This is a genomic window from Pseudomonas sp. Z2-11, from assembly GCF_054161305.1.
In genome coordinates, this window is record NZ_CP096395.1 from 1567048 (window position 1) to 1592708 (window position 25661).

Sequence of the window (25661 nt, forward strand, 5' to 3'; positions counted from 1 at the left end):
ACGTTATGTTGCTCAGTTATCTACGGTTGGTGTTGTTCGCGGTGGGCCTGCTGGTTGGGGTCCAGGTGCCGGGCTTCGTCAATGATTACGCCAAGCGGGTCGAGGCCCACCTGATCGAGGCGCAGACTGGCCTGCAGGGGTTCCAGGGCACCGCCAACCAGTTCTTCAAGGGTGACATGCAGGCCCTGGTGGCGCATTACCGCGCCAGTGAAGACCCGATCTTTCGCAGCGATGCCAACAGCCTGAACACCTTGCTCGTGCGCCAGCAGGCTTTGGACAAGCAGTTCCAGGCAATGCAGGGCCCGTGGTACATCCGCCTGCTGCAGGTGGCCCTGGCCGCCGATCCGGACATCCGCAAGGAAACCTGGAACGGCTACAGCTACCAGATCCTGCTGACCCCCGAGGCGATGATCTGGGGCATCAGCGGCGCGATGTTGCTGTCGTTCGGCCTGGAATGCCTGTTCCGCCTGATCGACTGGGTGGTGCTGGGCGGCAAGCGCCTGCGCCAGAGCCGGCCGATCGAAGAGCGTGACCTGCGCGGGCTCTGACTCGATTGTTCAGTGAGCCTCCTGTGGCGAGGGAGCTTGCTCCCGCTGGGCTGCGGAGCGGCCCCAAGATTTTGCGAGCGCTACGCACTCGAGCGGGAGCAAGCTCCCTCGCCACAAAAGCGATCCGCCTTTCCTGGCGATGTGCTGCCCAATCAACTTTTTCTTATGACCCGGCCAAGGTTTTATTCGTTGGACGCGATCGACCGTGGGCTCAAGAATCGGGGCAACGGTCTCCACGCCAGCGTCGTCGAGACTCACAACAATAAAACCCGTGGAGAACCACCATGAGTGCACCCGACACGCTCGACGTCCCCCAACCCCAGGCCCGCTCCGGTCCGTTCGATTGGTATCGCAACATCAACCAGCAGGAACGGCGCACCTTCTGGAGCTGCAAGATCGGTTACGCCCTGGACGGCATGGACACCCAGATGCTCAGCTTCGTAGTGCCGACGCTCATCGCGATGTGGGGCATCAGCACGGGTGAAGCGGGGCTGATTCACACCAGCACCTTGATCGCTTCGGCCATCGGCGGCTGGGTGGCGGGCATTCTCTCGGACCGCATCGGTCGGGTGCGCACGTTGCAATTGACGGTATTGTGGTTCGCCTTCTTCACCTTCCTCTGCGGTTTCGCCCAGAACTACGAACAACTGTTGATCGCCCGCACGCTGATGGGCTTCGGCTTCGGCGGCGAGTGGACCGCCGGCGCCGTGTTGATGGGCGAAGTGATTCGCGCCAAGGACCGTGGCAAGGCGGTCGGCATGGTGCAATCGGGCTGGGCCCTGGGCTGGGGCATGACGGCGATTCTGTATGCGCTGCTGTTCTCGGTGCTGCCGCCGGAAGACGCCTGGCGCGCATTGTTCATCCTCGGCATCGTGCCGGCGGTGTTCGTGATCTTCGTTCGCCGGCTGGTCAAGGATCCGGAAGTCTATAACCAGACCAAGGCCCGGCTGACGCCCGAGAACCCGGCGAAGTTCTACGAGATTTTTGCCCCCGGCATTTTGTTCACGACGATTCGAGCCTCGCTGCTGACCACTGGCGCGCTGGGCGGCTACTACGCCATCACCTCCTGGCTGCCGACCTTCCTGAAAAACGAGCGCGGCTTGAGCGTCCTGAGTACCGGCGGCTACCTGGCGATGGTGATCGTCGGCTCTTACGTGGGTTACGTCATCAGCGCCTACCTGTCCGACATCCTCGGGCGCAAGAAAAATTTCGTCCTGTTTGCCGTCGGTTCCTTCACTATCGTGCTGCTGTATACCCAGGTGCCGGTGAGCAACAACGTGATGCTGTGGCTAGGGTTCCCCTTGGGCTTCTTCGCTTCGGGCATGTTCAGCGGCATGGGGTCGTTCCTCACCGAACTGTTCCCCACGCGCATCCGCGGATCGGGGCAGGGCTTCTGCTACAACATTGGCCGCGCGGTGGCGGCGCTGTTTCCGCTGTTGATCGGTATCCTGAGCCAGAAGGTGCCGCTGAGCGTCGGCATCGGAGCCTTCGCGGCGGTGTCCTATGGCGTGGTGATCCTGGCGGCCCTGAGCCTGCCGGAGACTCAGGGCAAGCAGTTGGAAGCCGACTGATTGATAACCTGTGGGGGTGCGATCCCCATGGTCCATAAGAAAGAATCCACAGGAGCGTTCACCGTGAACCGCCTGCTACTGAATTGCGACATTGGCGAAAGCTTCGGCAACTGGACCATGGGTCTGGACGCCGAGGTGATGCCCTTTATCGATTGCGCCAACATCGCCTGCGGCTTTCATGCCGGCGACCCGAGCATCATGCGCAAGACCGTCAGCCTCGCCCTGAGCCACGGCGTACGGATCGGCGCGCACCCGGCCTATCAGGACCTGGCGGGCTTCGGCCGCCGCTCCATGGCCTATGGCGCCCAGGAACTGCAAGACCTGCTGCACTACCAGATCGGCGCCCTGGACGGTATCTGCCGGGCCCAGGGTGGACAGGTCAGCTACGTCAAACCTCACGGTGCGATGTACAACGACATGATGGCCAACCCGGCGCAACTGCGTGCTGTTATCGAGGCCATCGCCGCGTATGACCGGCAGTTGCCGCTGATGCTGCTGGCGACCCGGGACAACAGCGCCGCCCAGGCCCTGGGCGACGAATACGGTGTGACCCTGTGGTTCGAAGCCTTCGCCGACCGGGCCTATGACAGCGCCGGTCGCCTGGTCTCGCGGCAGTTGCCGGGGGCGGTGCATCACGATTCCGAGGTGATCATCGGGCAGGCGCTGACCATTGCCCGCGGCGACGCGCTGACGGCCAGCGACGGCAGCGCCTTGAATCTGCACGCCGATACGTTGTGCGTGCACGGCGACAACGCCAGCTCCGTGGCGGCCGTGCAGCGTATCCGCGAGGCCCTCGACCGGCAGAGCGCGCCATGAAACCACGCGTGGAAGTGGTGGCGGTGGACTGCCTGATGGTGCGCCTGTTCGACGAAATCGCCGAGGCCAACATGCCGTGGATGCTCGCTGCCAGCGCGCGCCTGCGCGCGGTTTTCGCCGATGATCTGATTGATCTGGTGCCGTCCTACACCACCCTGATGGTGCATTACGATTTGCTCGCTCTGACCCCGACCCAGGCCCGCGAGTTGATCGGCGAAGCGCTGAACAACCTCTCGCCGGATGCCCGGTCCGCCGGGCAATGCCATGTGCTGCCGGTGTGGTACGACCCAAGTGTCGGGCCGGAGCTGGACCTGCTCGCGAGCCGCAGCGGGTTGACGGTGACGCAAGTCATCCAGCGTCACAGTGAGCGCGAATATCAGGTGTTCGCTCTGGGCTTCGCGCCGGGATTCGCTTTCATGGGGCTGGTGGACGAGGAACTGGCCGCACCGCGACTCGACACCCCACGCAAACGGGTCGCGGCGGGCAGCGTCGGGATCGCCGAGCGCCAGACCGCCGCCTATCCCGTGGTATCGCCTGGCGGCTGGAACCTGATCGGCCGCACCCCAACCAAATTGTTCGACCGCGAGCGCGATGGCTACAGCCTGATGCAGCCCGGCGACACGGTGCGTTTTGCCGCTGTCGGTCACGCTGAGTTCATTGCCCTGGGCGGCGACGACACACCGTTGGAGGCACAGGCATGAGCCGTCTGTTGATCGAGGCCAGCACAGCGCTGTGCCTGTTGCAGGACACTGGCCGCTTTGGCGTCAGGCACCTGGGCGTGACCCAGGGCGGCGCGGCGGACTGGCTGTCGATGAGCTGGGCCAACTGGATGCTGGGCAACGCCCCGGATGCCGCAGTGGTGGAAATCACCCTCGGCGGTTTTACCGTGGTGGCCGAGGAGGATTGCGTCCTGGCGCTGGCCGGTGCGGACCTGGGCGCGAGGATAGACGGCCAGGGCGTGGCGTCGTGGCGCTTCTTCAGCCTGCGCCAAGGCCAGACGTTGGCGCTCACTCAGCCGGTGCTCGGTGCCCGCGCCTACCTGGCGGCTCCCGGCGGCTTTAATGCGCCCGCGGTGCTGGGCAGCCGGGCGACGGTGGTACGCGAGGAACTCGGTGGCCTGGATGGGCGGGGGCGGGCGCTGAGTCGCGGTGAGCAGCTGAGTTATTCAGGCTCGGCAACGCCTCGGCCGATGCCCCACAGGCGGATTCCGGACTTTCAGCAACTGCAGCCGCTGGATCTGATCCTCGGCGCGCAAAATGGCGCGTTCAGCGGACGCAGTCTGTTCGATGCCTTCAATACACTGTGGACGCTGGACAGTCGCGCCGATCGCATGGGCATGCGCTTGCTCGGCCCGGCGCTGGAGTACCAGGGCCCGGCGATGATTTCCGAAGGCATTCCGCTCGGCGCCGTGCAGGTGCCGCCGGACGGCCAGCCGATCGTGCTGCTCAATGATCGGCAGACCATCGGCGGTTATCCGCGCCTGGGCGCCTTGACGCCGCTGTCCCTGGCCCGGCTGGCGCAATGCCTGCCAGGGACGCAGCTGCGGTTGCGGCCGGTGGTGCAGGCCGTTGCGCATCGGCAGCAGGTTGAGTGTATGCGGGGGTTGTTAAACCGCTAAAAGCTTCGTCGGATCGCCGCCCGGAGCAGGCTCGCTCCCACAGGGGATCTTATGTGTGACGAAGATCCAGTGTGGGAGCGAGCCTGCTCGCGAAGAGGCCCTGAAAGGCACCAAAAATCTTACTTGGAAAGAAACCGCATCCCTTCCTCCAACCCTCGCAACGTCAGCGGATACATCCGGTCTTCCACCAACTCACGGACGATATTGGTCGAGGCGGTGTAGCCCCAGGTGTCCTTCGGGTACGGATTGATCCAGATGAGCTTCTTGTACTTCTCCATGAAGCGCTGCATCCACACATAACCGGCTTCTTCGTTCCAGTGCTCGACGCTGCCGCCGGCCTGGGTGATCTCGTAGGGGGCCATGGCCGCGTCGCCGATGAAGATCACTTTGTAGTCAGCGCCGTATTTGTGCAGCAGGTCCTGCGTCGACGTGCGCTCCGAGGTGCGACGCAGGTTGTTCTTCCACACCGATTCGTAGACGAAGTTGTGGAAGTAGAAATACTCCAGATGCTTGAACTCGGTCTTGCAGGCCGAGAACAGCTCCTCGCAGATCTTCACGTGGGCGTCCATCGAGCCGCCGATGTCGAACAGCAGCAGGAGCTTGACGGTGTTGCGTCGCTCCGGGCGCATCTGGATGTTCAAGAGGCCAGCGTCCCGGGCGGTGTGATCGATGGTGCCGTCGATGTCCAGCTCTTCGGCCGCGCCCTGGCGGGCGAACTTGCGCAGGCGGCGCAGGGCGATCTTGATGTTGCGGGTGCCCAGTTCGACCTGGTCGTCGAGGTTCTTGTACTCGCGCTGGTCCCAGACTTTCACGGCCTTGCCCTGGCGCTTGCCAGCGTCGCCGACCCGGATACCTTCGGGGTTGAAGCCGCCGGAACCGAACGGGCTGGTGCCGCCGGTGCCGATCCACTTGTTGCCGCCGGCGTGGCGTTCCTTCTGTTCTTCCAGACGCTTCTTGAACTCTTCGATCAGCTTGTCCAGACCGCCCAGGGACTGGATCTGCGCCCGTTCCTCATCGGTCAGGGAGCGCTCGAACTCCTTGCGCAACCAGTCCTCGGGAATCAACGCCTGCAGATGATCATCAAGTTTTTCCAGGCCATTGAAGTAAGCGCCGAACGCTCGGTCGAACTTGTCGAAGTGCCGTTCGTCCTTCACCAGGATGGCCCGGGACAGGTAATAGAACTCGTCCATGTCGGCGAAGATCACCCGCTGTTTCAGCGCGTTGATCAGGTCCAGCAGTTCACGTACCGACACCGGCACCTTGGCGGCGCGCATCTCATTGAACAGGTTAAGCAGCATGGCTATCGCCCTCGCTCTTGTTGGACGAAGAGGATCAGCGAGTGCCGCGACGGCTCATGAACGCCAGGCGCTCGAGCAATTGCACGTCCTGTTCGTTCTTGACCAGGGCGCCGGCCAGCGGCGGGATAGCCTTGGTCGGATCACGCTCGCGCAGCACCGCTTCGCCGATGTTGTCGGCCATCAGCAGCTTGAGCCAGTCCACCAGTTCGGAGGTGGAGGGTTTTTTCTTCAGGCCCGGTACCTTGCGCACGTCGAAGAACACGTCCAGCGCTTCGCTGACCAGGTCTTTCTTGATGTCCGGGTAGTGCACGTCGACGATTTTCTGCAGGGTGGCGCGGTCGGGGAAGGCGATGTAATGGAAGAAGCAGCGGCGCAGGAAGGCGTCCGGCAGTTCCTTTTCGTTGTTGGAGGTAATGATGATGATCGGCCGTTGCTTGGCCTTGATGGTTTCGTCCGTCTCGTAGACGTAGAACTCCATCTTGTCGAGTTCCTGCAGCAGGTCGTTGGGAAACTCGATGTCGGCCTTGTCGATTTCGTCGATCAGCAGGATGACCCGCTCTTCGGACTCGAACGCTTCCCAGAGCTTGCCTTTCTTCAAGTAGTTGCGCACATCGTGGACCTTGTCCACGCCCAGCTGTGAATCCCGCAGGCGGCTGACCGCATCGTATTCGTAGAGGCCTTGGTGGGCCTTGGTCGTGGACTTGATGTGCCAGGTGATCAGGCGCGCGCCGAAGGACTCCGCCAGTTGTTCGGCCAGCATGGTCTTGCCGGTGCCCGGTTCGCCCTTGACCAGCAACGGCCGTTCCAGGGTGATGGCGGCGTTCACCGCCAGTTTCAGGTCATCGGTGGCCACGTAGGCGCGGGTGCCTTCGAACTTCATCTGCATATCCTCGAACGGTGTCGCCGGCCCGGCGAGGCGGGGGGGCGCGAAATAAATGTCGTGCCCGACTATAACGCGCGGCCCCGCCGACTGTGAACGCAGACGCTGTATTCAGTCTCTGAATGGGGCGTCACATGTTGACTCAGTCTTGTGGCGAGGGAGCTTGCTCCCGCTCGAGTGCGCAGCGCTCGCAGGCTTTTAAGGCCCGCTTCGCGGCCCAGCGGGAGCAAGCTCCCTCGCCACTAAAAGCCGCAAATCTCAGTCCTTCGAGGGCGGTGGCTGTTCATAACGGGCATTGAAGGCCTGGACGAAACCGTTGCGCAGAATTTGCAGGAAGGCTTCGAAGGCGCTGATGTTCTGCTGGTGCACGTTGCCGCTGAGCTCCACGCGAGTGGCGAACTGGTTCTTGCTCTGGTTTTTCAGGGCGGTTTCGCCCGTGCCGACCAAGGCTTCCCAGACCGAACGGAAGATGTTCTTGTTCTTGTTTTCGACGTCCTGTTGCCAGTCGAACACGTCCACATCGCGAAGCAGTGGCTTGATGTAACCGCTGAGCCGGGCGTTGTCGGCTTCGGCCTCGACTACAAGGTCGCCGTGGCCGGCGTTGAAGTCGAACTTGCCATAGGCCGCGGCAAAGTCGTTCAGGCGCTTGAGCTCGATGTTGGTGGCGCGCAGGCGGAAATCGAAATCCTCGAAGTCGCTCAATGGGTCGAAGGTTGCCTGGACTTCCAGTGGCGCATGCTCGGCCACCAGGGCCTTGCCTTCGAAACGGGCGTCGCGCTTGCCTTCGGTGTCGACCACATTGGTCAGGTTATAAAAGCTGGCGTTGACGTTGGTAGCTCGCAGATTGACCGGTGGTTTGGAGTTGAAGTTGCGAAACGTGGCCTTGCCGTCGCTGATCCGCACCTCGTTCAGGGTGATGGGCATCAGTTTGCTCAATTGTTCACGCCAATTGGTACCCCGGCCGGTCTGGGAATTCTGCCGGTTGGGCCCGCCGTCAACGAAGTTGACCTCGGGATGGGTGAACTCCACGGCGGCGACCACCGCATGGTCATACCAGAGCGAGTGCCAGCTCACGGACAGGTCGACCAGCGGCGCGTCGACGAATGGCACCGGGATCTTGCCATCGACCTTGACGATTTTCAGGCCATTGATCCGGTAGGCGCCGCGCCAGAGCGCGAGGTCGACATCGCTGACCTGGCCACGGTAGTCGCCCATGTCCGCCAATTTATCGTTCAGGTAGTCGCGCACCAGATAAGGCAGCGCGAAATGCACGGCCACCAGCAGTGCAACGATGGCGACGAAGGCCCACAGTGGCCAACTGTATCGACGCTTCATGTCAGTAGTCTCCGTTGTTAAAGCCATTGACTCTCGTAACAACTGGAACGTTCGCTGCAACTGGACGCCCTTTGGCAACAGGCTTACCTTTAAGCGCTAAATTCCCTCTGCATTAAGGACCCGGTCATGAGTCGTATATACGCTGACAACGCCCATTCCATCGGCAATACGCCACTGGTGCAGATCAACCGCATCGCCCCGCGCGGCGTGACCATCCTGGCGAAGATCGAAGGGCGCAACCCGGGTTATTCGGTCAAGTGCCGGATCGGCGCAAACATGATCTGGGACGCTGAAAGCTCAGGTCGTCTCAAGCCCGGCATGACCATCGTCGAGCCAACCTCGGGTAATACCGGCATTGGCCTGGCGTTCGTCGCCGCCGCCCGTGGCTACAAGTTGATGCTGACCATGCCGGCGTCCATGAGCATCGAGCGGCGCAAGGTGCTCAAGGCGCTCGGCGCGGAGCTGGTGCTCACCGAGCCGGCCAAGGGTATGAAGGGCGCCATCGAGAAGGCCGCCGAGATCCTCGCCAGCGACCCGTCGAAATATTTCATGCCGCAGCAGTTCGATAATCCGGCGAACCCGGCGATCCATGAAAAAACCACCGGTCCGGAGATCTGGAACGATACCGATGGCGCGGTGGACGTGCTGGTCGCGGGCGTGGGCACGGGTGGAACCATTACCGGGGTCTCGCGGTATATCAAGAACACCTGTGGCAAACCGATCCTGTCGGTGGCGGTGGAGCCCGAGGCGTCGCCGGTGATTACCCAGGCGATGGCGGGGCAGGAGATCAAGCCGAGCCCGCACAAGATCCAGGGGATCGGTGCGGGTTTTGTACCGAAGAACCTCGATCTGTCGATTGTCGACCAGGTCGAGCGAGTGACCGATGAGGAGTCCAAGGCCATGGCCCTGCGCCTGATGCAGGAAGAGGGCATCCTTTGCGGCATTTCCTGCGGCGCGGCCATGGCCGTGGCGGTGCGCCTGGCGGAGAAGCCGGAAATGCTGGGCAAGACGATCGTGGTGATCCTGCCTGATTCGGGCGAACGGTACCTGTCGAGCATGTTGTTCAGTGACCTGTTTACCGAGCAGGAGACTCAGCAGTAACTGAACGCTGGATTTAGCGGGGGAAGGCTCTTGTGGCGAGGGAGCTTGCTCCCGCTCGACTGCGAAGCAGGCGCCCGGGATTGAGGCGTGCCGCCGATTGCAGGGGCGCGCTTCGCACGCCAGCGGGAGCAAGCTCCCTCGCCACAAAAAGATCTCGCCCTCTGGAGGGCAGGTGGAAGATCGTTCGATGCGTCAGCCAAGGTTCAGCTGACGCATGTTAACAAGGGCTTTGTTGCGTAATCCTCAACAGTGAATGTCGCGTCTGCCGATGTTTCATCTGGACGAAGATATCTAACATGGCCAGCCGCCGCGTCGGGCTGATGGCGCTGCGCAATTCAAACAAGGAGTTGAAAGAAATGAGCGTTTCGTTTGTCGCCAAGGCCTCGGTGTTGCTGCTGTTTGTGGGCAGTACGCTTTTTGTGCATTTGCGTGGCAAGGCGCGTCTGCCGGTGTTGCGCCAGTTCGTCAACCACTCGGCGTTGTTTGCCCCTTACAACGCCTTGATGTACTTGTTTTCCAAGGTGCCCTCCAAACCCTATCTGGATCGCCGCGAGTTTCCTGAGCTGGACGTCCTCAAGGAAAACTGGCAAGTGATCCGCGACGAAGCCATGCATCTTTTCGACGAGGGTTATATCCGCGCCGCCGAGAAAAACAACGACGCCGGTTTCGGTTCGTTCTTCAAGAAAGGCTGGAAGCGCTTCTACCTCAAGTGGTACGACAAGCCGCTGCCATCGGCAGAGTTGTTGTGCCCCCGGACCGTCGAGCTGGTCAATCGGATTCCCAACGTGCGGGGCGCGATGTTTGCCCTGTTGCCGGGGGGCAGCCATCTCAATCCCCATCGTGACCCATTCGCCGGTTCCCTGCGTTATCACCTGGGGCTGTCCACGCCCAATTCCGACGATTGCCGGATCTTCGTCGACGGGCAGGTCTACGCCTGGCGTGACGGTGAAGACGTGATGTTCGATGAAACGTATGTGCACTGGGTCCGCAATGAAACAGACCAGACGCGCGTGATCCTGTTCTGCGATATCGAGCGTCCCCTCAAAAACCCATTGATGACTCGTTTCAATCGCGCCATAAGTGCCTTCCTCGGCCGCGCCACCGCGCCGCAGAACCTGGATGACGAGCGCGTCGGCGGCATCAACCGCGCCTATGCCTGGAGCAAGACGTTCAGCGACGGTATCAGCGGCCGAGTCAAGCAATTCAAGCGTCGGCATCCCAAGGCCTATCGGGTGATGCGACCGGTGTTGGCGGTGGCTGTGTTGACGGCGCTGGGCTACTGGTTGTTCGTTTAAACATTGCGTTACACATCGGCCGCTGGTTATAGTCGGCGCTCGGTCTTCGGACCCATCCCTCAAGAGATCGGCTCATGCCTGCATTCCAGATCACCGCGGTTGTGGTTCCAGCGTTCAACGCTGGCGTCGTGCCGTGCGGGAATCCGCAGCCTGAGCAGATCGGTCAATACCCTCCACCTGTCAGTCGCTCACCGGTATACGCCTGCGTATCACCGCCGGGTGTTGGCGTTCGGGGCTGATCGGCAACGGTTGCCGTCCCCTGTGCCTGCCTGAAAAAACGACTGGATTTCAGCTTCGGCTGAGTTGGCTTTTTGCCTGACTACAGGTGGTTTTCATGTTTTCCTTTTCCAAGAACGCCTTATTGGCGACGGCTTCCACGAGCCTGTTCGTTTTGTTGTGGAGCAGCGGAGCGATCTTTTCCAAACTGGGCCTGGCCCACGCGTCACCCTTCGCTTTCCTGCTGATCCGTTTTGCGCTTGCGCTGTGCGCGCTGGTACTGTTGATCCCGCTGTTGAAGTTCAAGCTGCCGAAGGCTGGCAAGCCGATGCTGTACGCGGCGGCGACCGGCCTGGTGTTGTTGGGTGCCTATCAGATTTTCTATCTGCTGGCGCTGCAATTGAACGTTACGCCCGGCGTGATGGCCACGTTGATGGGCGTACAACCGATCCTCACCGTGGTGCTCATGGAGCGCCAGCGTTCCTGGCAACGGATGTTCGGCCTGGCGCTGGGCCTGGTGGGCTTGATCATGGTGGTGTACCAAGGCATTGGCCTGGCCGGCATGTCGTTGACGGGCATGCTGTGCGGGTTGCTGGCGCTGGTGAGCATGACGGCAGGTTCGATCATGCAGAAGCGCATCACCGACAATCCCCTCGGTACATTGCCGGTGCAGTACCTGGCCGGGCTCGTGCTGTGCATGGTGTTCGTGCCGTTTCAACCGTTTCACTTCGAGCACAATGCGGGGTTCATCGTGCCGGTGTTGTGGATGGGGCTGGTGGTGTCGGTGTTGGCGACCTTGTTGCTTTACCGCTTGATCGCCCGGGGCAACCTCGTCAACGTCACCAGCCTGTTCTACCTGGTGCCGGCAGTGACGGCGATCATGGACTACCTGGTGTTCGGCAACCGGCTGGCGTTATTGAGCCTGCTGGGCATGGTGCTGATCATCGTCGGGTTGGTGTTTGTGTTCCGTAAGAGCCGCTAGCCGATAGATATCTATTGATTGCACCACTGCTTTCGCGAGCAGGCTCGCTCCCACAAGGATTGCAATTGACCTGTGGGAGCGAGCCTGCTCGCGAAGCTTTTTTGGCCACACCGATGAATTACCGGCTAGACGCCCCAGGCTTCAACACCAGCCACAACGCCGCCGCAATCAACACCCCGCCATACAAATGCGCCATCCCCAACGGCTCATCCAGCAGTAACGCGCCCCACAGCACGCCGAACGGCGGGATCAAAAAGGTCGTTGTCATGGATTTGACCGGACCGATAGAGCTGAGCAAGCGGAAATACAGGATGTACGCCAGCGCGGTACACACCAGGCCCAGCCCAAGCAACGATAGCCAGACGCTCCAGCCGCCCCAACTGGCCGGCGGTTGGCTGATGACGCTGTAACCGAACAACGGCAGGAGGAAAACCGTGGCGCCGAACATACTGCCCAAGGCGGAGAGGCGGCTGTCCAGCCCACCTTGATGGTCGAGCCAACGACGGGTGAGGAAGCCGGCAAAACCATAGCAAGTGGTGGCGAGCAGACAGGCGAGGGCGCCCATCAGTAACTGGTGGTCGAATGCCACCGGGCCGGCACCGGTCAGGATGCCAACGCCGAACAGGCCGAGGAACACCCCGCTGACCTTGGCCACGGTGAGTTGCTCGCTGAAAAACAACCCGCCAATCAGCACGCCCATCAACGGTGTGGTGGCGTTGAAGATTGCTGAATAACCGGCCGGCAACACCTGGGCGGCAAGGGAATAGAACGTTGCCGGAATGCCCGAGTTGATCAGGCCCAGCACCATCACCGCTTTCAGCTTGCCGCGAAAATTCCAGTCGATACGCATCAGCGCAAGAATGACCAGCAGGCCGACGAAGGCAATGGAAACGCGGAAAAAAGCCGTAGGAATCGTGCCAATCACCGGGGCGATGATGCGCATGAACAGGAAGCTGGCCCCCCAGATGGCGGCCAGCGACAGCAAGCGCAGGGTGTCGACGAGATTCACGAGATGCGTCCTTCCTTGATCGGGCCGCAAGTGTCGCCCCGCCAAACACCGATGGCAATGGTTGCGTTGCCGCTTGATTGGCCTCTAAGCTCAGTCGCCAATAACAAGCATGACCCGCCGAGGTTTTCCCTATGTCGCAGCCATGGCCCGCCACCGATATCGCCCGTTCGATTCTCGACGGCTTCGACGATTACCGTGAGCAATTCCGGCACATCACCGATGGCGCCCGCGCCCGGTTCGAGCAGGCGCAGTGGCAGGAGGCGCAAGCGGCGTCGGCGGCGCGCATCAACTTGTATGAAGAAAAAGTCTTCGAAACCGTGGCCAGGCTGCGCAACACCTTCGATGCCGAGGCCTTGATGGATGTCGGTTGCTGGCCGCTGGTGAAAAGCGCCTATATCAGCCTGATCGACCTGCGTTTTGACGATGAGCTGTCGGAGACCTGGTACAACTCGATCTTTTGCGGCCTGTTCAGCCATGACCTGATCAGCGACGGCACCATGTTCATCCACACCACCCGGCCGAGCCTGCGCCGTGCCCGTGCGGCCCAGACTCGGACCTACAAACCCCAGGGGCAACTGGACAGGATGCTGGCGGCGATTTTCGCCGACTATCGCTTCAGCGAGGACTACGCCGACCTGCCCGGCGACCTGCAACGCCTCGAAAGCCAACTGCGCGAGAACCTGCCGGATTGGGTCTGCAAGGATCCGGAACTGACGGTGGAGTTGTTCTCCTCGGTGCTCTACCGCAACAAGGGCGCCTACCTGGTGGGGCGCATCTACACCCGTGACGACCAATGGCCGCTGGTGATCCCGCTGCTGCATCGTGAAGGGCGTGGCATCCAGATCGACGCGCTGATTACCGACGAGGCGCAGGTGTCGATCATCTTCTCGTTTACCCGCTCGTATTTCATGGTGGATGTGCCGGTGCCCGCGGAATTCATCGGCTTTCTCAAGCGCATCCTGCCGGGCAAGCACGTCGCCGAGTTGTACACGTCCATCGGTTTCTACAAGCACGGCAAATCGGAGTTCTACCGGGCGCTGATCAACCACCTGGCGAATACCGACGACCAGTTCATCATGGCCCCGGGCGTGCGCGGCATGGTCATGAGCGTGTTTACCCTGCCGGGCTTCAACACGGTCTTCAAAATCATCAAGGACCGCTTCTCGCCGTCGAAAAACGTCGACCGGGCCACAGTGATCGAGAAGTATCGACTGGTGAAAAGCGTCGACCGGGTCGGGCGCATGGCCGACACCCAGGAGTTCGCCGACTTCCGTTTTCCCTTGAGTAAATTCGAACCGGCCTGCCTGGAAGAATTGCTGGAAGTGGCGCCGTCCACGGTGTCGGTGGAAGGCGACACGGTGCTGATTCGCCACTGCTGGACCGAACGCCGGATGACGCCGCTGAACCTCTATCTGGAAAACGCCAACGAGGCCCAGGTACGCGAGGCGCTGGAGGACTATGGCCTGGCGATCAAGCAACTGGCGGCGGCCAATATCTTCCCCGGCGACATGCTGCTGAAGAACTTCGGCGTCACTCGCCATGGTCGCGTGGTGTTCTACGACTACGATGAAATCTGCTTCCTGACCGAAGCCAATTTTCGTCACATCCCGCAGCCGCGCACACCGGAAGACGAAATGGCCTCCGAGCCTTGGTATTCCATCGGCCCGCTGGACGTCTTCCCGGAAGAATTCCCGCCCTTCCTGTTTGCCGATGCCGGGCAGCGCAAGCTCTTCGACCAGTTGCACGGCGAGTTGTACAACGCCGACTACTGGAAGGGCCTGCAAGAGGCGATTCGGGCGGGGAAGGTGATCGATGTGTTTCCGTATCGGCGTAAGGACCTGGACAGCGAATAACTGGGTGGCTGAGCGAAATCCCCGTGGCGAGGGAGCTTGCTCCCGCTGGTGTGCGAAGCGCACCCCGGCGATTTGGTGACCGACATTAAACCCAGGCGGCTGCTGCGCACCCCAGCGGGAGCAAGCTCCCTCGCCACAAAAGCGCTAGCGCTCGGCGTCCGGTGCGCAAATCTGCGACAATCGCCCCCTTGCTCAAACCGACGACCCCTGCGTACCTGATGACTGACCAAGCCCCCGCTATCGACAAACTGCTGAAGAACCTCGATCACGCCATGCTCGCCGACCGTCACCGGTTGCGGCGGCAGTTGCTCGAGCTGCGCAAGAAACCCGACGAGGCCAAGCTGGCCCAGTGGGTGACGCGCATGCAGGCATCGTGCGACCAGGTGCTGGCGCGCAAGGCGAGCGTGCCGTCGATTCGCTACGATGACAACTTGCCGATCGCGGCCAAGCGCGACGAGATCAAAGAGGCGCTGCTCAAGCATCAGGTGTTGATTATCGCCGGCGAAACCGGCTCGGGTAAAACCACCCAGTTACCGAAAATCTGCCTGGAAATCGGTCGCGGCCAGCATGGCTTGATCGGCCACACCCAACCACGCCGGATCGCCGCCCGCAGCGTGGCGAGCCGGGTCGCCGAAGAGCTTGGCACGCCGTTGGGGGCATTGGTGGGTTACCAGGTGCGCTTCGAGGACCAGAGCGATGCCAACACGCTGATCAAACTGATGACCGACGGTATCCTGCTGGCCGAGACCCAGAACGATCGCTACCTCGAACGCTACGACACGATCATCGTCGACGAGGCCCACGAACGCAGCCTCAACATCGATTTCCTGCTCGGCTACCTCAAGACCCTGTTGCCGCGCCGTCCGGACCTGAAGGTGATCATCACCTCGGCGACCATCGACCTGGAACGCTTCTCCAAGCACTTCGATGACGCGCCGATCGTCGAAGTCTCGGGCCGTACCTTTCCGGTGGAGACCTGGTATCGTCCGTTGACGCTGGAGCAGGACGAGGAGGGCAATCGGGTCGAGGACGACTTGACCGTCGACCAGGCGATCCTCGCCACCCTCGATGAAATTGCCGCCCATGAACGCAGCGAGCGCCGCAGCCCCGGCGATGTGCTGGTGTTCCTGCCGGGCGAGCGGGAGATTCGCGACGCGGCGGAGATGCTGCGCAAGGCCCAGCTCAAGCACACCGAAATCCTGCCGTTGTACGCGCGGCTGTCGCCGGCCGAACAACAGCGGATCTTCCAGTCGCACCCGGGACGGCGTGTGGTGCTGGCAACCAACGTCGCCGAAACCTCGCTGACCGTGCCGGGCATCCGCTACGTGATCGACAGCGGCACCGCGCGCATCAGCCGCTACAGCTACCGCGCCAAGGTCCAGCGTCTACCCATCGAAGCCATTTCCCAGGCCAGCGCCAACCAGCGCAAGGGCCGCTGCGGACGAGTCGAGCCGGGGATTTGCGTGCGCTTGTACAGCGAAGAGGATTTCCTTGGCCGGCCGGAGTTTACCGATCCGGAGATCCTGCGCACCAACCTGGCGGCGGTGATTCTGCAGATGCTGCATCTGCGCCTCGGCGAGATCACTGACTTTCCGTTTATCGAGCCGCCGGATGGCAAGGCCATCAGCGACGGTTTCAACCTGCTGCAAGAGCTTTCGGCGGTGGACCGCAACAGCCAGTTGACGCCGTTGGGGCGTCAACTGGCGCGCTTGCCGGTGGACCCGCGCATGGGCCGCATGTTGCTGGAAGCGGCGAAACTGGGCAGCCTCCAGGAAGTCCTGATCGTTGCCAGTGCCATGTCGATCCAGGATCCGCGCGAACGCCCGCCCGAGCGCCAGCAGGCCGCCGACCAGGCCCATGCGCAATGGAAGGATGCGGATTCGGACTTCGCCGGGCTGGTCAATCTGTGGCGCGGCTTTGAAGAACAGCGCCTGGCCCTGACCGCCAGCCCCCTGCGTAACTGGTGCCGCAAGAACTTCCTGAATTACTTGCGCCTGCGCGAATGGCGCGATTCCCATCGCCAGTTGAGCCTGATCTGCCGCGACATGCAGTTGAGCCTCAATAAGGAACCGGCCGACTATCCGAAACTGCACAAGGCGGTGCTCTCGGGCCTGTTGAGCCAGATCGGCCAGAAAACCGAGGACGGCGATTACCTCGGTGCGCGGCAGCGACGCTTCTGGGTCCATCCCTCGTCCGGGCTGGGCAAGAAGCGCCCGCAGTGGCTGATGACCGCCGAGCTGGTGGAAACCACCAAGTTGTATGCGCGCATGGTGGCGAAAATCGAACCGGACTGGATCGAACCGCTGGCCGGGCACCTGATCAAGAAGAACCACTTCGAACCCCATTGGGAGAAGAAGCGCGGGCAGGTGGTGGCTTACGAGCAGATCACCTTGTTCGGGCTGATCGTGGTCGGTCGCCGGCCGGTGCACTACGGGCCGGTGGACCCGGTGGTGTCCCGCGAACTGTTCATCCGCGAGGCGCTGGTGCGTGGCGAAATCCAGTCCCGGGCCAAGTGCCTGAGTGCCAACACCCGATTGCTGGAGCAGCTTGACGAGCTCGAGGCCAAGGCTCGTCGCCGCGACATCCTGGCAGACGAGGAAACCCTCTTCGCCTTCTACGATGCACGCCTGCCCGCCGAGATCCACCAGACCGCGACGTTCGATAGCTGGTACCGGATCAACAGCCAGAAAGACCCGCAGTTGTTGATCATGCGCGAAGAAGACGTGCTCGCTCGCGAGGCCAGCGAGGTGACGGCCAATCTGTATCCCGACACCTTGCGCGTCGGCGACCTGACCTTGCCGTTGAGCTATCACTTCGAGCCCAACCACCCGCGCGATGGCGTGACGCTGCGGGTACCGGCACCGCTGCTGCCGATGTTGCCGCCGGAGCGCCTGGAATGGTTGGTGCCGGGGATGATCGAGGCCAAATGCATCGCCCTGGTGCGCAACTTGCCCAAGGCCTTGCGCAAAAACTTCGTGCCGGTGCCGGACTTCGTCAAGGCGGCGTTGCAGCGCATCACGTTTGCCGAGGGCTCGCTGCCGCAGTCCCTGGGGCGTGAGCTGCTGCGCATGACCGGCGCGCGGGTCAGCGACGAAGCCTGGGCGGAAGCGGCGCTGCAAGTGGAAAGCCATTTGCGCATGAACCTGGAAATCGTCGACGGCCAAGGCAAGTTCCTCGGCGAAGGCCGCGACCTGGCCGAACTGACCGCGCGTTTTGCCGAAGCCAGCCAGGCGGCCCTGGCCGTGCCGCAAACGGCGAAGAGCCAGGAACCGGTGGAAGCGAAAATCTTCGCGCCAGTGGCGGAAAAAACCCAGCAGAAGATCGCCGGGTTGTCGATGACGGTGTACCCGGCGCTGGTGGAAGAGGGCGGCGTGGTCAAGGAAGGGCGTTTCCCGACCCCGGCCGAAGCCGAGTTCCAGCATCGCCGCGCCTTGCAGCGGCTGCTCATGCAGCAACTGGCCGAAACGGCGAAATTTCTTCGCGGCAAGCTGCCGGGCCTGACCGAACTGGGCCTGCTGTATCGCGAACTTGGGCGCATCGACGGTCTGGTGGAAGACATCCTGCTGGCGAGCCTCGACAGTTGCGTCCTCGAAGGCGAGCCGAGCCTGCCACGCGACGGCGCCGCGCTGGCGGCCCTGGCCGAACGCAAGCGTGGCGGCTGGACCGAGCATGCCGAACGCCTGGCCAGGCTGACCCTGGATATCCTGAAACTCTGGCACGGCCTGCAAAAACGCTTCAAGGGCAAGATCGACCTGGCCCAGGCCGTGGCGCTGAACGACATCAAGCAGCAGCTCAGCCACCTGGTGTACCCGGGCTTTGTGCGTGAAACCCCGCATCAATGGCTCAAGGAACTGCCGCGCTACCTCAAGGCTATCGAGCAACGCTTCGAGAAGCTCGGCAGCCAGGTGCAAAAGGACCGGGTCTGGAGCGGCGAGCTGTCCAACCTCTGGGCGCAATACCAGGCCCGCGCCAGCAAGCATGCCCAGGAAGGCAAGCGCGATCCGCAGCTGGAACTGTACCGCTGGTGGCTGGAGGAATACCGCGTATCGCTGTTCGCCCAGCAGCTGGGCACCAAGGTGCCGATTTCCGACAAGCGCCTGAGCAAGCAGTGGGGGTTGGTGGAGGCTTAGAGTCGGCGTACGACCTGTGGGAGCGAGCCCGCTCGCGAAGGCGGTGGTCCAGCCGGCATTGAAGGTGACTGACACTCCGCTTTCGTCGGATCGCCGCCCGGAGCAGGCTCGCTCCCACAGGTTTCATGCCTGGTGAAAGGGAGAATGGGCCAAACGCCAGCGTTTATGGCAAACTTCGCGCCTATAAATGCCGGTCCCGTGGTTTTGGCTTCATTGCCACGGGCGGATCGGAATAAAGCGATGCCAGGTCTGCTCCCACGGGATGGGAAAGACCCTTTGCGTGTTGGTACGTCGGTGCCAATACTTTCTGCCTGAACAGATCAGAGACACGACCATGCATAACGTCGTCATCAGCGGCACCGGCCTGTATACCCCAGCCAACAGCATCTCCAACGAAGAGCTGGTGCAGTCTTTCAATACCTATGTCGCGCAGTTCAACGCCGACAACGCCGAGGCCATCGAGCGCGGCGAAGTCGAGGCATTTACCGAGTCCAATGCGGCCTTCATCGAAAAGGCTTCAGGCATCAAGAGTCGTTTCGTGATGGACAAGGACGGTATTCTCGATCCCAAGCGCATGACGCCGCGCCTGCCGGAGCGCTCCAACGAAGAATGGTCGGTGCTCTGCGAAATGGCCGTCGGCGCCGCGAAACAGGCGCTTGAGCGCGCCGGTCGCAGCGCCGCTGACATCGACGGCGTGATCGTTGCCTGTTCCAACCTGCAGCGTCCCTATCCGGCCATTGCCATCGAAGTCCAGGAAGCTTTGGGTATCGAAGGGTTCGGTTTCGACATGAACGTGGCCTGTTCTTCGGCGACCTTCGGCATCCAGGCCGCCGCCAACAGCGTACAACTGGGCCAGGCCCGGGCGATCCTGATGGTCAATCCGGAAGTGTGCACCGGCCACTTGAATTTCCGTGATCGCGACAGCCATTTCATCTTCGGCGACGCAGCCACGGCGGTGATCATCGAGCGGGCGGACCAGGCGACATCGCCGTACCAGTTCGACGTGGTCAGCACCAAGCTGCTCACCAAGTTCTCCAACAACATCCGCAACAACTTCGGCTTCCTCAACCGCGCGGCGGAAGAGGGCATCGGCACGCGGGACAAACTGTTCGTCCAGGAAGGCCGCAAGGTGTTTCGCGACGTCTGCCCGATGGTCGCTGAATTGATTGGCGCTCATTTGCAGGAAAACCAGCTGAACGTCGGCGAAGTGAAGCGTTTCTGGCTGCATCAGGCCAACCTGAGCATGAACCAGCTGATCGTCCGCAAGCTGCTCGGGCGCGAAGCCAGCGAGGAAGAAGCCCCGGTGATTCTCGACCGCTACGCCAACACCAGCTCGGCGGGTTCGGTGATTTCCTTTCACCTGTACCAGGACGACTTGACCAGCGGCTCGGTCGCGGTGCTCAGCTCGTTTGGCGCCGGTTACTCGATCGGCAGCGTGATATTGCGCAAGCGTTGATCCGGACTGCTTGATTCGTGGCGAGGGAGCTTGCTCCCTCACCATGCAATAAACCTAACTTCATGTGGGAGCGAGCCTGCTCGCGAAGGCGGCGGACCAGTCAATGCAACGTTGACTGACTTACCGCTTTCGCGAGCAGGCTCGCTCCCACAGGTTTTGCAGAAAATCTGTTATTCCCTTTCGAAGTAAAAAGTTCCGCTGTCATAAAATCTTTATGTGATAGCAACTCGCCTGACACAACCCATCGCCAAGATCCCCTCCCAACACCAGCGGGCCCAGTTCCGCGTGTTTTCTAACGCATAGACTACCAACTAGGGGAATTCTTCGATGATCCGTAAGCACTTCGCAGGTTTTGCCGCCAGCGCTCTGGCAATGGCAGTAACCGCCCAGGCTTTCGCCGGCACCGTAACCACCGACGGCGCCGATATCGTGGTCAAGACCAAGGGCGGCCTGGAGGTCGCTACCACTGACAAAGAGTTCAGCTTCAAGCTCGGCGGTCGTTTGCAGGCTGACTACAGCCAGTTCGACGGGATCTACACCGACAATGGCAATTCGGCAGACGCCGCCTATTTCCGTCGTGCTTTCTTGGAACTGTCCGGCGTGCTGTACACGGATTGGGCATACACCATCAACTACGACATGTCCCATAACACCGGCGATTCCGATAACGGCTACTTCGACGAGGCGTCTCTGGCCTATAACGGTTTCAAACCGGTTTCCATCAAGGTTGGCCGTTTTGACCCAGACTTTGGCCTTGAAAAAGCCACCAGCTCCAAATGGGTCACCGCGCCTGAGCGAAACTCCGCCTACGATCTGGTCGATTGGGCCATGGACAAGCAGAACGGTATGGGTATCCAGGCATCCAGCACTTTCGCTGATTCGTTCTATGCTTCGGCCGGCGTGTTCAGCAAGGACAATGACGATGCTGACGGCGACAGCGTCAAGCAAGTCAACGGTCGCTTTGTATTCGCGCCGATGCACGAAGCCGGCAACGTGCTGCACTTCGGTTTGAGCGTGGCCTCCCGTGACGTCTCCGACACTGCGTTCGATGCTCGTTATCGCTCCCGCCTGGGCATGCGTGGCGTTGAAACCCTGGGCGGCAACGATGCCGGTCCTAACGGCAACCGTCCGGTCCTGGGCGGCGCGAACAACTCGCCGGCCGGTTCGTACGACACTGACACCGCCTTCGGCCTGGAAGCCGCTTTCGCTATGGGGCCAGCGTCGATCCAGGGTGAATACATCTCGCGCAAGACCAAGGCTGACAGCGACGCCTTCGAAGACCTCAAGGGCCACGGCTTCTACGTCCAGGGTGCCTACACCCTCACCGGCGAGTCCCGTGGTTATAAAGTCGGCAAGTTTGACGCGATCAAGCCACAGAACAAATCCATCGGTGCCTGGGAAGTGTTCTACCGCTACGACAGCATGACCGTCGAAGACGACAACATCACCACTGCCTCGGCGACCCGCGAAGTGGGCGATGCCGAAGCCAAGGTGCACAATCTAGGTGTGAACTGGTACGCCAACGAAGCGGTGAAAATCACCGGTGCCTACGTCAAGGCCAAGACCGACAAGGTCACCAACGTCAACGGCGATGACGACGGCGATGGTTTTGTTGTCCGCGCTCAGTACGTGTTCTAAATCGCTTTGACTTGATACACCGCTCCACTTTCATCCGTTACGCTCCTTTGAACCCCGCCTCTGGCGGGGTTTTTTTATGCCCGACCGGCCTGGATCGGCGATACTCGGGTAATCCGCCGCCTGGATATCGAGGAACCGCATGCCGCTTCACGTCCTGGACAACCTGTCCGCCATCGCGTCACCCGAGTGGGACGCGTTGGTGCCCGCCAATCAACCGTTCCTGCGCCACGCTTTTTTAAGCACCCTTGAAGACAGCGCCAGCCTGGGTGCGCATTCCGGTTGGCAGCCCGAGCACCTGTTGCACATGGAAGACGGACGGCTGCTGGCGGCCCTGCCCAGTTACCGCAAGTGGCATTCCTACGGCGAGTACGTGTTCGATCATGGTTGGGCCGACGCCTGTGCCCGAGCGGGCATCGACTATTACCCCAAGCTGTTGACAGCGGTGCCGTTCAGTCCGGTCAGCGGGCCGCGGCTGCTGGCGGCGTCATTGGAGGACGGTCTGGAATTGCTCGGCAGCCTGCCGGGTTATCTGGAAATCGAAGGGCTTTCCAGCGCTCACATCAACTTCACCGATGCCTTTACCGATGCGGCGCTGGCCGGTCAGGACGGTTGGCTGCAGCGGATCGGTTGCCAGTATCACTGGCAAAATCGCGGCTATCGGGATTTCCAGGATTTCCTTGATGCGCTCAGTTCCCGCAAGCGCAAGCAGATGCGCAAGGAGCGCGAGCAAGTGGCAGGGCAGGGCATCGAGTTCGAGTGGCTCGAAGGCCATCAACTGGACGAGGCGCAATGGGATTTTGTCTACGCCTGTTACGCCAATACCTATGCGGTGCGTCGGCAAGCACCTTATCTGACCCGGACATTCTTCAGCCTGCTGGCCGAGCGCATGCCCGAAGCCATTCGCGTGGTGCTGGCCAAGCAAGGTTCGCGGCCGGTGGCGATGGCATTCAGCCTGGTCGGTGGCGACAGTTTTTACGGCCGTTACTGGGGCTGTCTCGCGGAGTTCGATCGCCTGCACTTCGAGACGTGTTTCTACCAGGGCATGGACTATGCGATCGCCAACGGCCTGCAGCGCTTTGACGCCGGAGCCCAGGGCGAGCACAAATTGATTCGCGGGTTCGAGCCGGTGATTACCCGCTCGTGGCACTACTTGCGCCATCCGGGCCTGAAGGCGGCGGTGGCGGATTTCCTCGTGCGTGAGCATGAGGGCGTGCTGGCGTATGCCGAAGAAGCCAGGACAGCACTGCCGTATCGGCAGTGCTGAGGATGTTATGAAACCCCGTGGCGAGGGAGCTTGCTCCCGCTGGGCTGCGCAGCAGCCCCAAAAAATCTGAATCCAACCATGAAGCTGGACCGGGCCCCAAGGGGGGCGCTGTGCACCCCAGCGGGAGCAAGCTCCCTCGCCACGGGTTTTGTGCGGACTCCGGAGTCAATCAATCCCGACAAATCCACCCGTCTGATGCTGCCAGAGCCGCGCATACAGCCCGCCATGGGCCAACAGCTCGGCATGACTGCCGGTCTCGGCGATGTGGCCGTTTTCCAGTACTACCAGTCGGTCCATCCGGGCGATCGTCGAGAGGCGGTGGGCGATGGCGATCACGGTCTTGCCTTGCATCAGCGTCTCGAGACTTTCCTGGATCGCCGCCTCGACTTCCGAATCCAGCGCGGAGGTCGCTTCGTCCATGATCAGGATCGGCGCATCCTTGAGCAATACCCGGGCGATGGCGATGCGTTGGCGCTGGCCACCGGAGAGCTTCACGCCGCGCTCACCGACGTGCGCATCGAAACCGCTGCGGCCTTCGGCGTCCGACAGTAACGGGATGAACTGATCGGCACGGGCCTTGTGCACCGCTTCCCAGAGTTGCGCGTCGGTGGCGTCGGGCTTGCCGTAAAGCAGGTTGTCGCGGATCGAGCGGTGCAGCAGCGAGGTGTCCTGGGTGATCATGCCGATGCGTTCGCGCAGGCTTTCCTGCCCGACATGGGCAATGTCCTGGCCGTCGATGAGGATGCGTCCGCCCTGCACGTCATAGAGGCGCAGCAGCAGGTTCACCAGCGTGGATTTACCCGCGCCGGACGGCCCGATCAAGCCGATTTTCTCGCCGGGCCTGATGGTCAGGTTCAGGTCGCTGATCACGCCGCTTTTCTTGCCGTAGTGAAAATCCACATGTTCGAAACGCACCTCGCCACGGGCCACCGCGAGCGGCTTGGCCTGCTCGCGGTCGGTGACGCTGACCGGCTGGGAGATAGACTGCAAGCCGTCCTGGACCATGCCGATGTTTTCGAAAATGCCGGTGACCACCCACATGATCCAGCCGGACATGTTGACGATGCGGATCACCAGGCCGGTGGCCAGGGCAATGGCGCCGACGCTGATGAGCGATTGCGTCCACAGCCACAGCGCCAGGGCGGTGGTGCCGACGATCAGGAGCCCGTTCATGCTGGTGATGACCACGTCCATGCTCGTCACCACGCGGCCGGCCAACTGGGCTTTCTCGGTCTGTTCCTCGATGGCTTCGCGAGCGTATTGCTGTTCGAAGTTGGTGTGGGCGAACAGCTTCAGGGTGGTGATGTTGGTGTAGCCGTCGACGATCCGGCCCATGAGCTTGGAGCGCGCATCGGAGGACACCACGGAGCGTTCCTTGACCCGTGGCACGAAGTAGCAGAGCGCGCCGATGTAGGCGGCGATCCAGGCCAGCAGCGGGATCATCAGGCGCCAGTCGGCTTCGGCGAACAGCACCAGTGAGCTGATGGCATAGATCAGCACGTGCCACAACGCATCCACGGCCTGTACCGCCGAGTCGCGCAGGGAGTTGCCGGTCTGCATGATGCGCTGGGCGATGCGCCCGGCGAAGTCGTTCTGGAAGAAGTTCAGGCTCTGCTTGAGCACGTAGCTGTGGTTTTGCCAGCGGATCAGGCTGGTCATGCTCGGGCTCAGGGTCTGGTGCACCAGCAGGTCATGCAGGGCCACGAAGATCGGCCGGAACACCAGCGCGACCACCGCCATCCAGGCCAGCTCGAGGCCGTGCAGCTTGAAGAAGTCGGTGTTGGGCGTGGCCTGGGTCAGGTCGATGATGCGGCTCAGGTAGCTGAACAGCGCCACTTCGATCAGCGCGCCGATCAGGCCGACCACCAGCAGTGCGGCGAAGCTGGGCCAGACCTGTTTCAGGTAATACGTGTAGAAGGGCAGGACGCGGTTCGGCGGGGCCGAGGTCGGGGCGTCGCGGAAGATGTCGATCAGTTTTTCAAAACGGCGGTAAACCATGGGGTACATAGCCCGGGCGGGGGCTCTCCTTTTTTGCGGTGGGCGGCGCGGGTTTGCCGGCGCCGCTCAGGCTTGCCCTGTGGGTTCAGTCGATGCGCTTGGCCGACTTGATGATCACAGGATCGACCGGCACGTTTTGCATGCCTTGTTTGGTGGTGGTCTGGGAGTTGACGATGATGTCCACCACGTCCATGCCCTTGACCACCTTGGCGAATACCGCGTAGCCGGCGTCGCGGCCCGGGTCGAGGAAAGCGTTGTCGGCCACGTTGATGAAGAACTGGCTGGTGGCCGAATCCGGGTTGGATGTGCGGGCCATCGACAAGGTGCCGCGAACGTTATGCAGGCCATTGCTGGCTTCGTTCTTGATCGGTGGCTTGGTGTCTTTCTGCTGCATCTGCTGGGTGAAACCGCCGCCCTGGGCCATGAAACCCGGGATCACGCGATGGAAAATCGTGTTGTTGTAGAAGCCGCTGTCGACGTACTCAAGGAAGTTCTTGGTACTGATGGGCGCCTTGACCGGGTCCAGTTCGATTTCGATCTGGCCGTTGGTGGTGTCCAGCAGGACGTGTGGTGCCTTGGCCGGCGTGGCAGCCATCAGGTTGGCAGCAAACAGTACGGTGCCGGCGGCGAGGGCGATTTTTTTCAGCATGGGT

At 61.7% G+C, this 25661-nt stretch carries 19 protein-coding genes; 13 read left to right on the forward strand and 6 right to left on the reverse strand.

The features are described 5' to 3' along the window. Nucleotides 1-5: 5 nt before the first annotated feature. From M1E16_RS07025 to M1E16_RS07045, 5 genes are all read left to right on the forward strand, one after another. Entirely contained in the window at nt 6-548 is a 543-nt protein-coding gene (locus M1E16_RS07025; RefSeq protein ID WP_458129521.1) for a DUF2937 family protein, read from the forward strand. A gap of 284 nt (nt 549-832) precedes the next feature. Next, nucleotides 833-2119 (forward strand): MFS transporter, encoded by a 1287-nt coding sequence (locus M1E16_RS07030; protein WP_458129522.1) that lies wholly within the window; start codon nt 833-835, stop codon nt 2117-2119. 63 nt (nt 2120-2182) lie between these two features. Continuing rightward, nucleotides 2183-2935, forward strand: coding sequence for a 5-oxoprolinase subunit PxpA (locus M1E16_RS07035; RefSeq protein WP_434569463.1), 753 nt, complete (start codon nt 2183-2185; stop codon nt 2933-2935). Continuing rightward, on the forward strand, nt 2932-3636 hold the full coding sequence (gene pxpB, locus M1E16_RS07040; protein WP_434569462.1) for a 5-oxoprolinase subunit PxpB: 705 nt from the start codon (nt 2932-2934) through the stop codon (nt 3634-3636). The genes M1E16_RS07035 and pxpB overlap by 4 nt, the downstream gene beginning before the upstream one ends. After that, nucleotides 3633-4553, forward strand: coding sequence for a 5-oxoprolinase subunit C family protein (locus M1E16_RS07045; RefSeq protein ID WP_458129523.1), 921 nt, complete (start codon nt 3633-3635; stop codon nt 4551-4553). The genes pxpB and M1E16_RS07045 overlap by 4 nt, the downstream gene beginning before the upstream one ends. A gap of 119 nt (nt 4554-4672) precedes the next feature. Here M1E16_RS07045 and M1E16_RS07050 read toward each other — a convergent pair whose 3' ends face one another. The 3 genes from M1E16_RS07050 to M1E16_RS07060 all read right to left on the reverse strand — a co-directional run bounded on the left by M1E16_RS07050 (nt 4673) and on the right by M1E16_RS07060 (nt 8066). Further along, nucleotides 4673-5851: a vWA domain-containing protein gene (locus tag M1E16_RS07050; RefSeq protein WP_305496176.1), complete on the reverse strand. Its 1179-nt coding sequence runs from the start codon at nt 5849-5851 to the stop codon at nt 4673-4675. Between the two features lie 34 nt (nt 5852-5885). Further along, the gene (locus tag M1E16_RS07055) at nt 5886-6731 is read right to left on the reverse strand and encodes an AAA family ATPase (protein ID WP_304550908.1); all 846 of its coding nucleotides are present in this window, start codon (nt 6729-6731) and stop codon (nt 5886-5888) included. Nucleotides 6732-6989: 258 nt separating this feature from the next. Further along, the gene (locus M1E16_RS07060) at nt 6990-8066 is read right to left on the reverse strand and encodes a DUF748 domain-containing protein (protein WP_434603071.1); all 1077 of its coding nucleotides are present in this window, start codon (nt 8064-8066) and stop codon (nt 6990-6992) included. 126 nt (nt 8067-8192) lie between these two features. On the opposite strand from M1E16_RS07060, the gene cysK reads away from it, so the two are divergent. The 3 genes from cysK to M1E16_RS07075 all read left to right on the forward strand — a co-directional run bounded on the left by cysK (nt 8193) and on the right by M1E16_RS07075 (nt 11660). After that, the gene (gene cysK, locus M1E16_RS07065) at nt 8193-9167 is read left to right on the forward strand and encodes a cysteine synthase A (protein WP_434569459.1); all 975 of its coding nucleotides are present in this window, start codon (nt 8193-8195) and stop codon (nt 9165-9167) included. A gap of 356 nt (nt 9168-9523) precedes the next feature. Continuing rightward, nucleotides 9524-10462, forward strand: a complete 939-nt coding sequence (locus tag M1E16_RS07070; RefSeq protein ID WP_458129524.1) for an aspartyl/asparaginyl beta-hydroxylase domain-containing protein — start codon at nt 9524-9526, stop codon at nt 10460-10462. A 334-nt stretch (nt 10463-10796) separates the two neighbouring features. Beyond that, a complete protein-coding gene (locus tag M1E16_RS07075) occupies nt 10797-11660 on the forward strand; it encodes a DMT family transporter (protein WP_458129525.1) in 864 nt (287 codons plus the stop codon). 118 nt (nt 11661-11778) lie between these two features. Here the strand turns inward: M1E16_RS07075 and M1E16_RS07080 are convergent, their stop codons facing one another. Further along, nucleotides 11779-12669: a DMT family transporter gene (locus M1E16_RS07080; RefSeq protein ID WP_434695564.1), complete on the reverse strand. Its 891-nt coding sequence runs from the start codon at nt 12667-12669 to the stop codon at nt 11779-11781. A 131-nt stretch (nt 12670-12800) separates the two neighbouring features. Here M1E16_RS07080 and aceK point away from each other — a divergent pair, with 131 nt between their 5' ends. From aceK to M1E16_RS07105, 5 genes are all read left to right on the forward strand, one after another. Beyond that, the gene (gene aceK, locus M1E16_RS07085; RefSeq protein ID WP_458129526.1) at nt 12801-14522 is read left to right on the forward strand and encodes a bifunctional isocitrate dehydrogenase kinase/phosphatase; all 1722 of its coding nucleotides are present in this window, start codon (nt 12801-12803) and stop codon (nt 14520-14522) included. Between the two features lie 218 nt (nt 14523-14740). Then, on the forward strand, nt 14741-18652 hold the full coding sequence (gene hrpA / locus M1E16_RS07090) for an ATP-dependent RNA helicase HrpA (RefSeq protein WP_458129527.1): 3912 nt from the start codon (nt 14741-14743) through the stop codon (nt 18650-18652). Between the two features lie 334 nt (nt 18653-18986). Then, nucleotides 18987-20108, forward strand: coding sequence for a beta-ketoacyl-ACP synthase III (locus M1E16_RS07095; protein WP_458129528.1), 1122 nt, complete (start codon nt 18987-18989; stop codon nt 20106-20108). Nucleotides 20109-20435: 327 nt separating this feature from the next. Further along, nucleotides 20436-21746, forward strand: a complete 1311-nt coding sequence (locus M1E16_RS07100) for an OprO/OprP family phosphate-selective porin (RefSeq protein ID WP_434603077.1) — start codon at nt 20436-20438, stop codon at nt 21744-21746. A gap of 139 nt (nt 21747-21885) precedes the next feature. Continuing rightward, nucleotides 21886-23010, forward strand: a complete 1125-nt coding sequence (locus M1E16_RS07105) for a GNAT family N-acetyltransferase (protein ID WP_434625370.1) — start codon at nt 21886-21888, stop codon at nt 23008-23010. Nucleotides 23011-23175: 165 nt separating this feature from the next. Here the strand turns inward: M1E16_RS07105 and M1E16_RS07110 are convergent, their stop codons facing one another. Both M1E16_RS07110 and M1E16_RS07115 read right to left on the reverse strand, forming a co-directional pair. After that, nucleotides 23176-25008: an ABC transporter ATP-binding protein gene (locus M1E16_RS07110; RefSeq protein ID WP_434569451.1), complete on the reverse strand. Its 1833-nt coding sequence runs from the start codon at nt 25006-25008 to the stop codon at nt 23176-23178. 85 nt (nt 25009-25093) lie between these two features. Beyond that, nucleotides 25094-25657, reverse strand: coding sequence for a peptidylprolyl isomerase (locus M1E16_RS07115; protein ID WP_458129529.1), 564 nt, complete (start codon nt 25655-25657; stop codon nt 25094-25096). Nucleotides 25658-25661 lie beyond the last annotated feature (4 nt).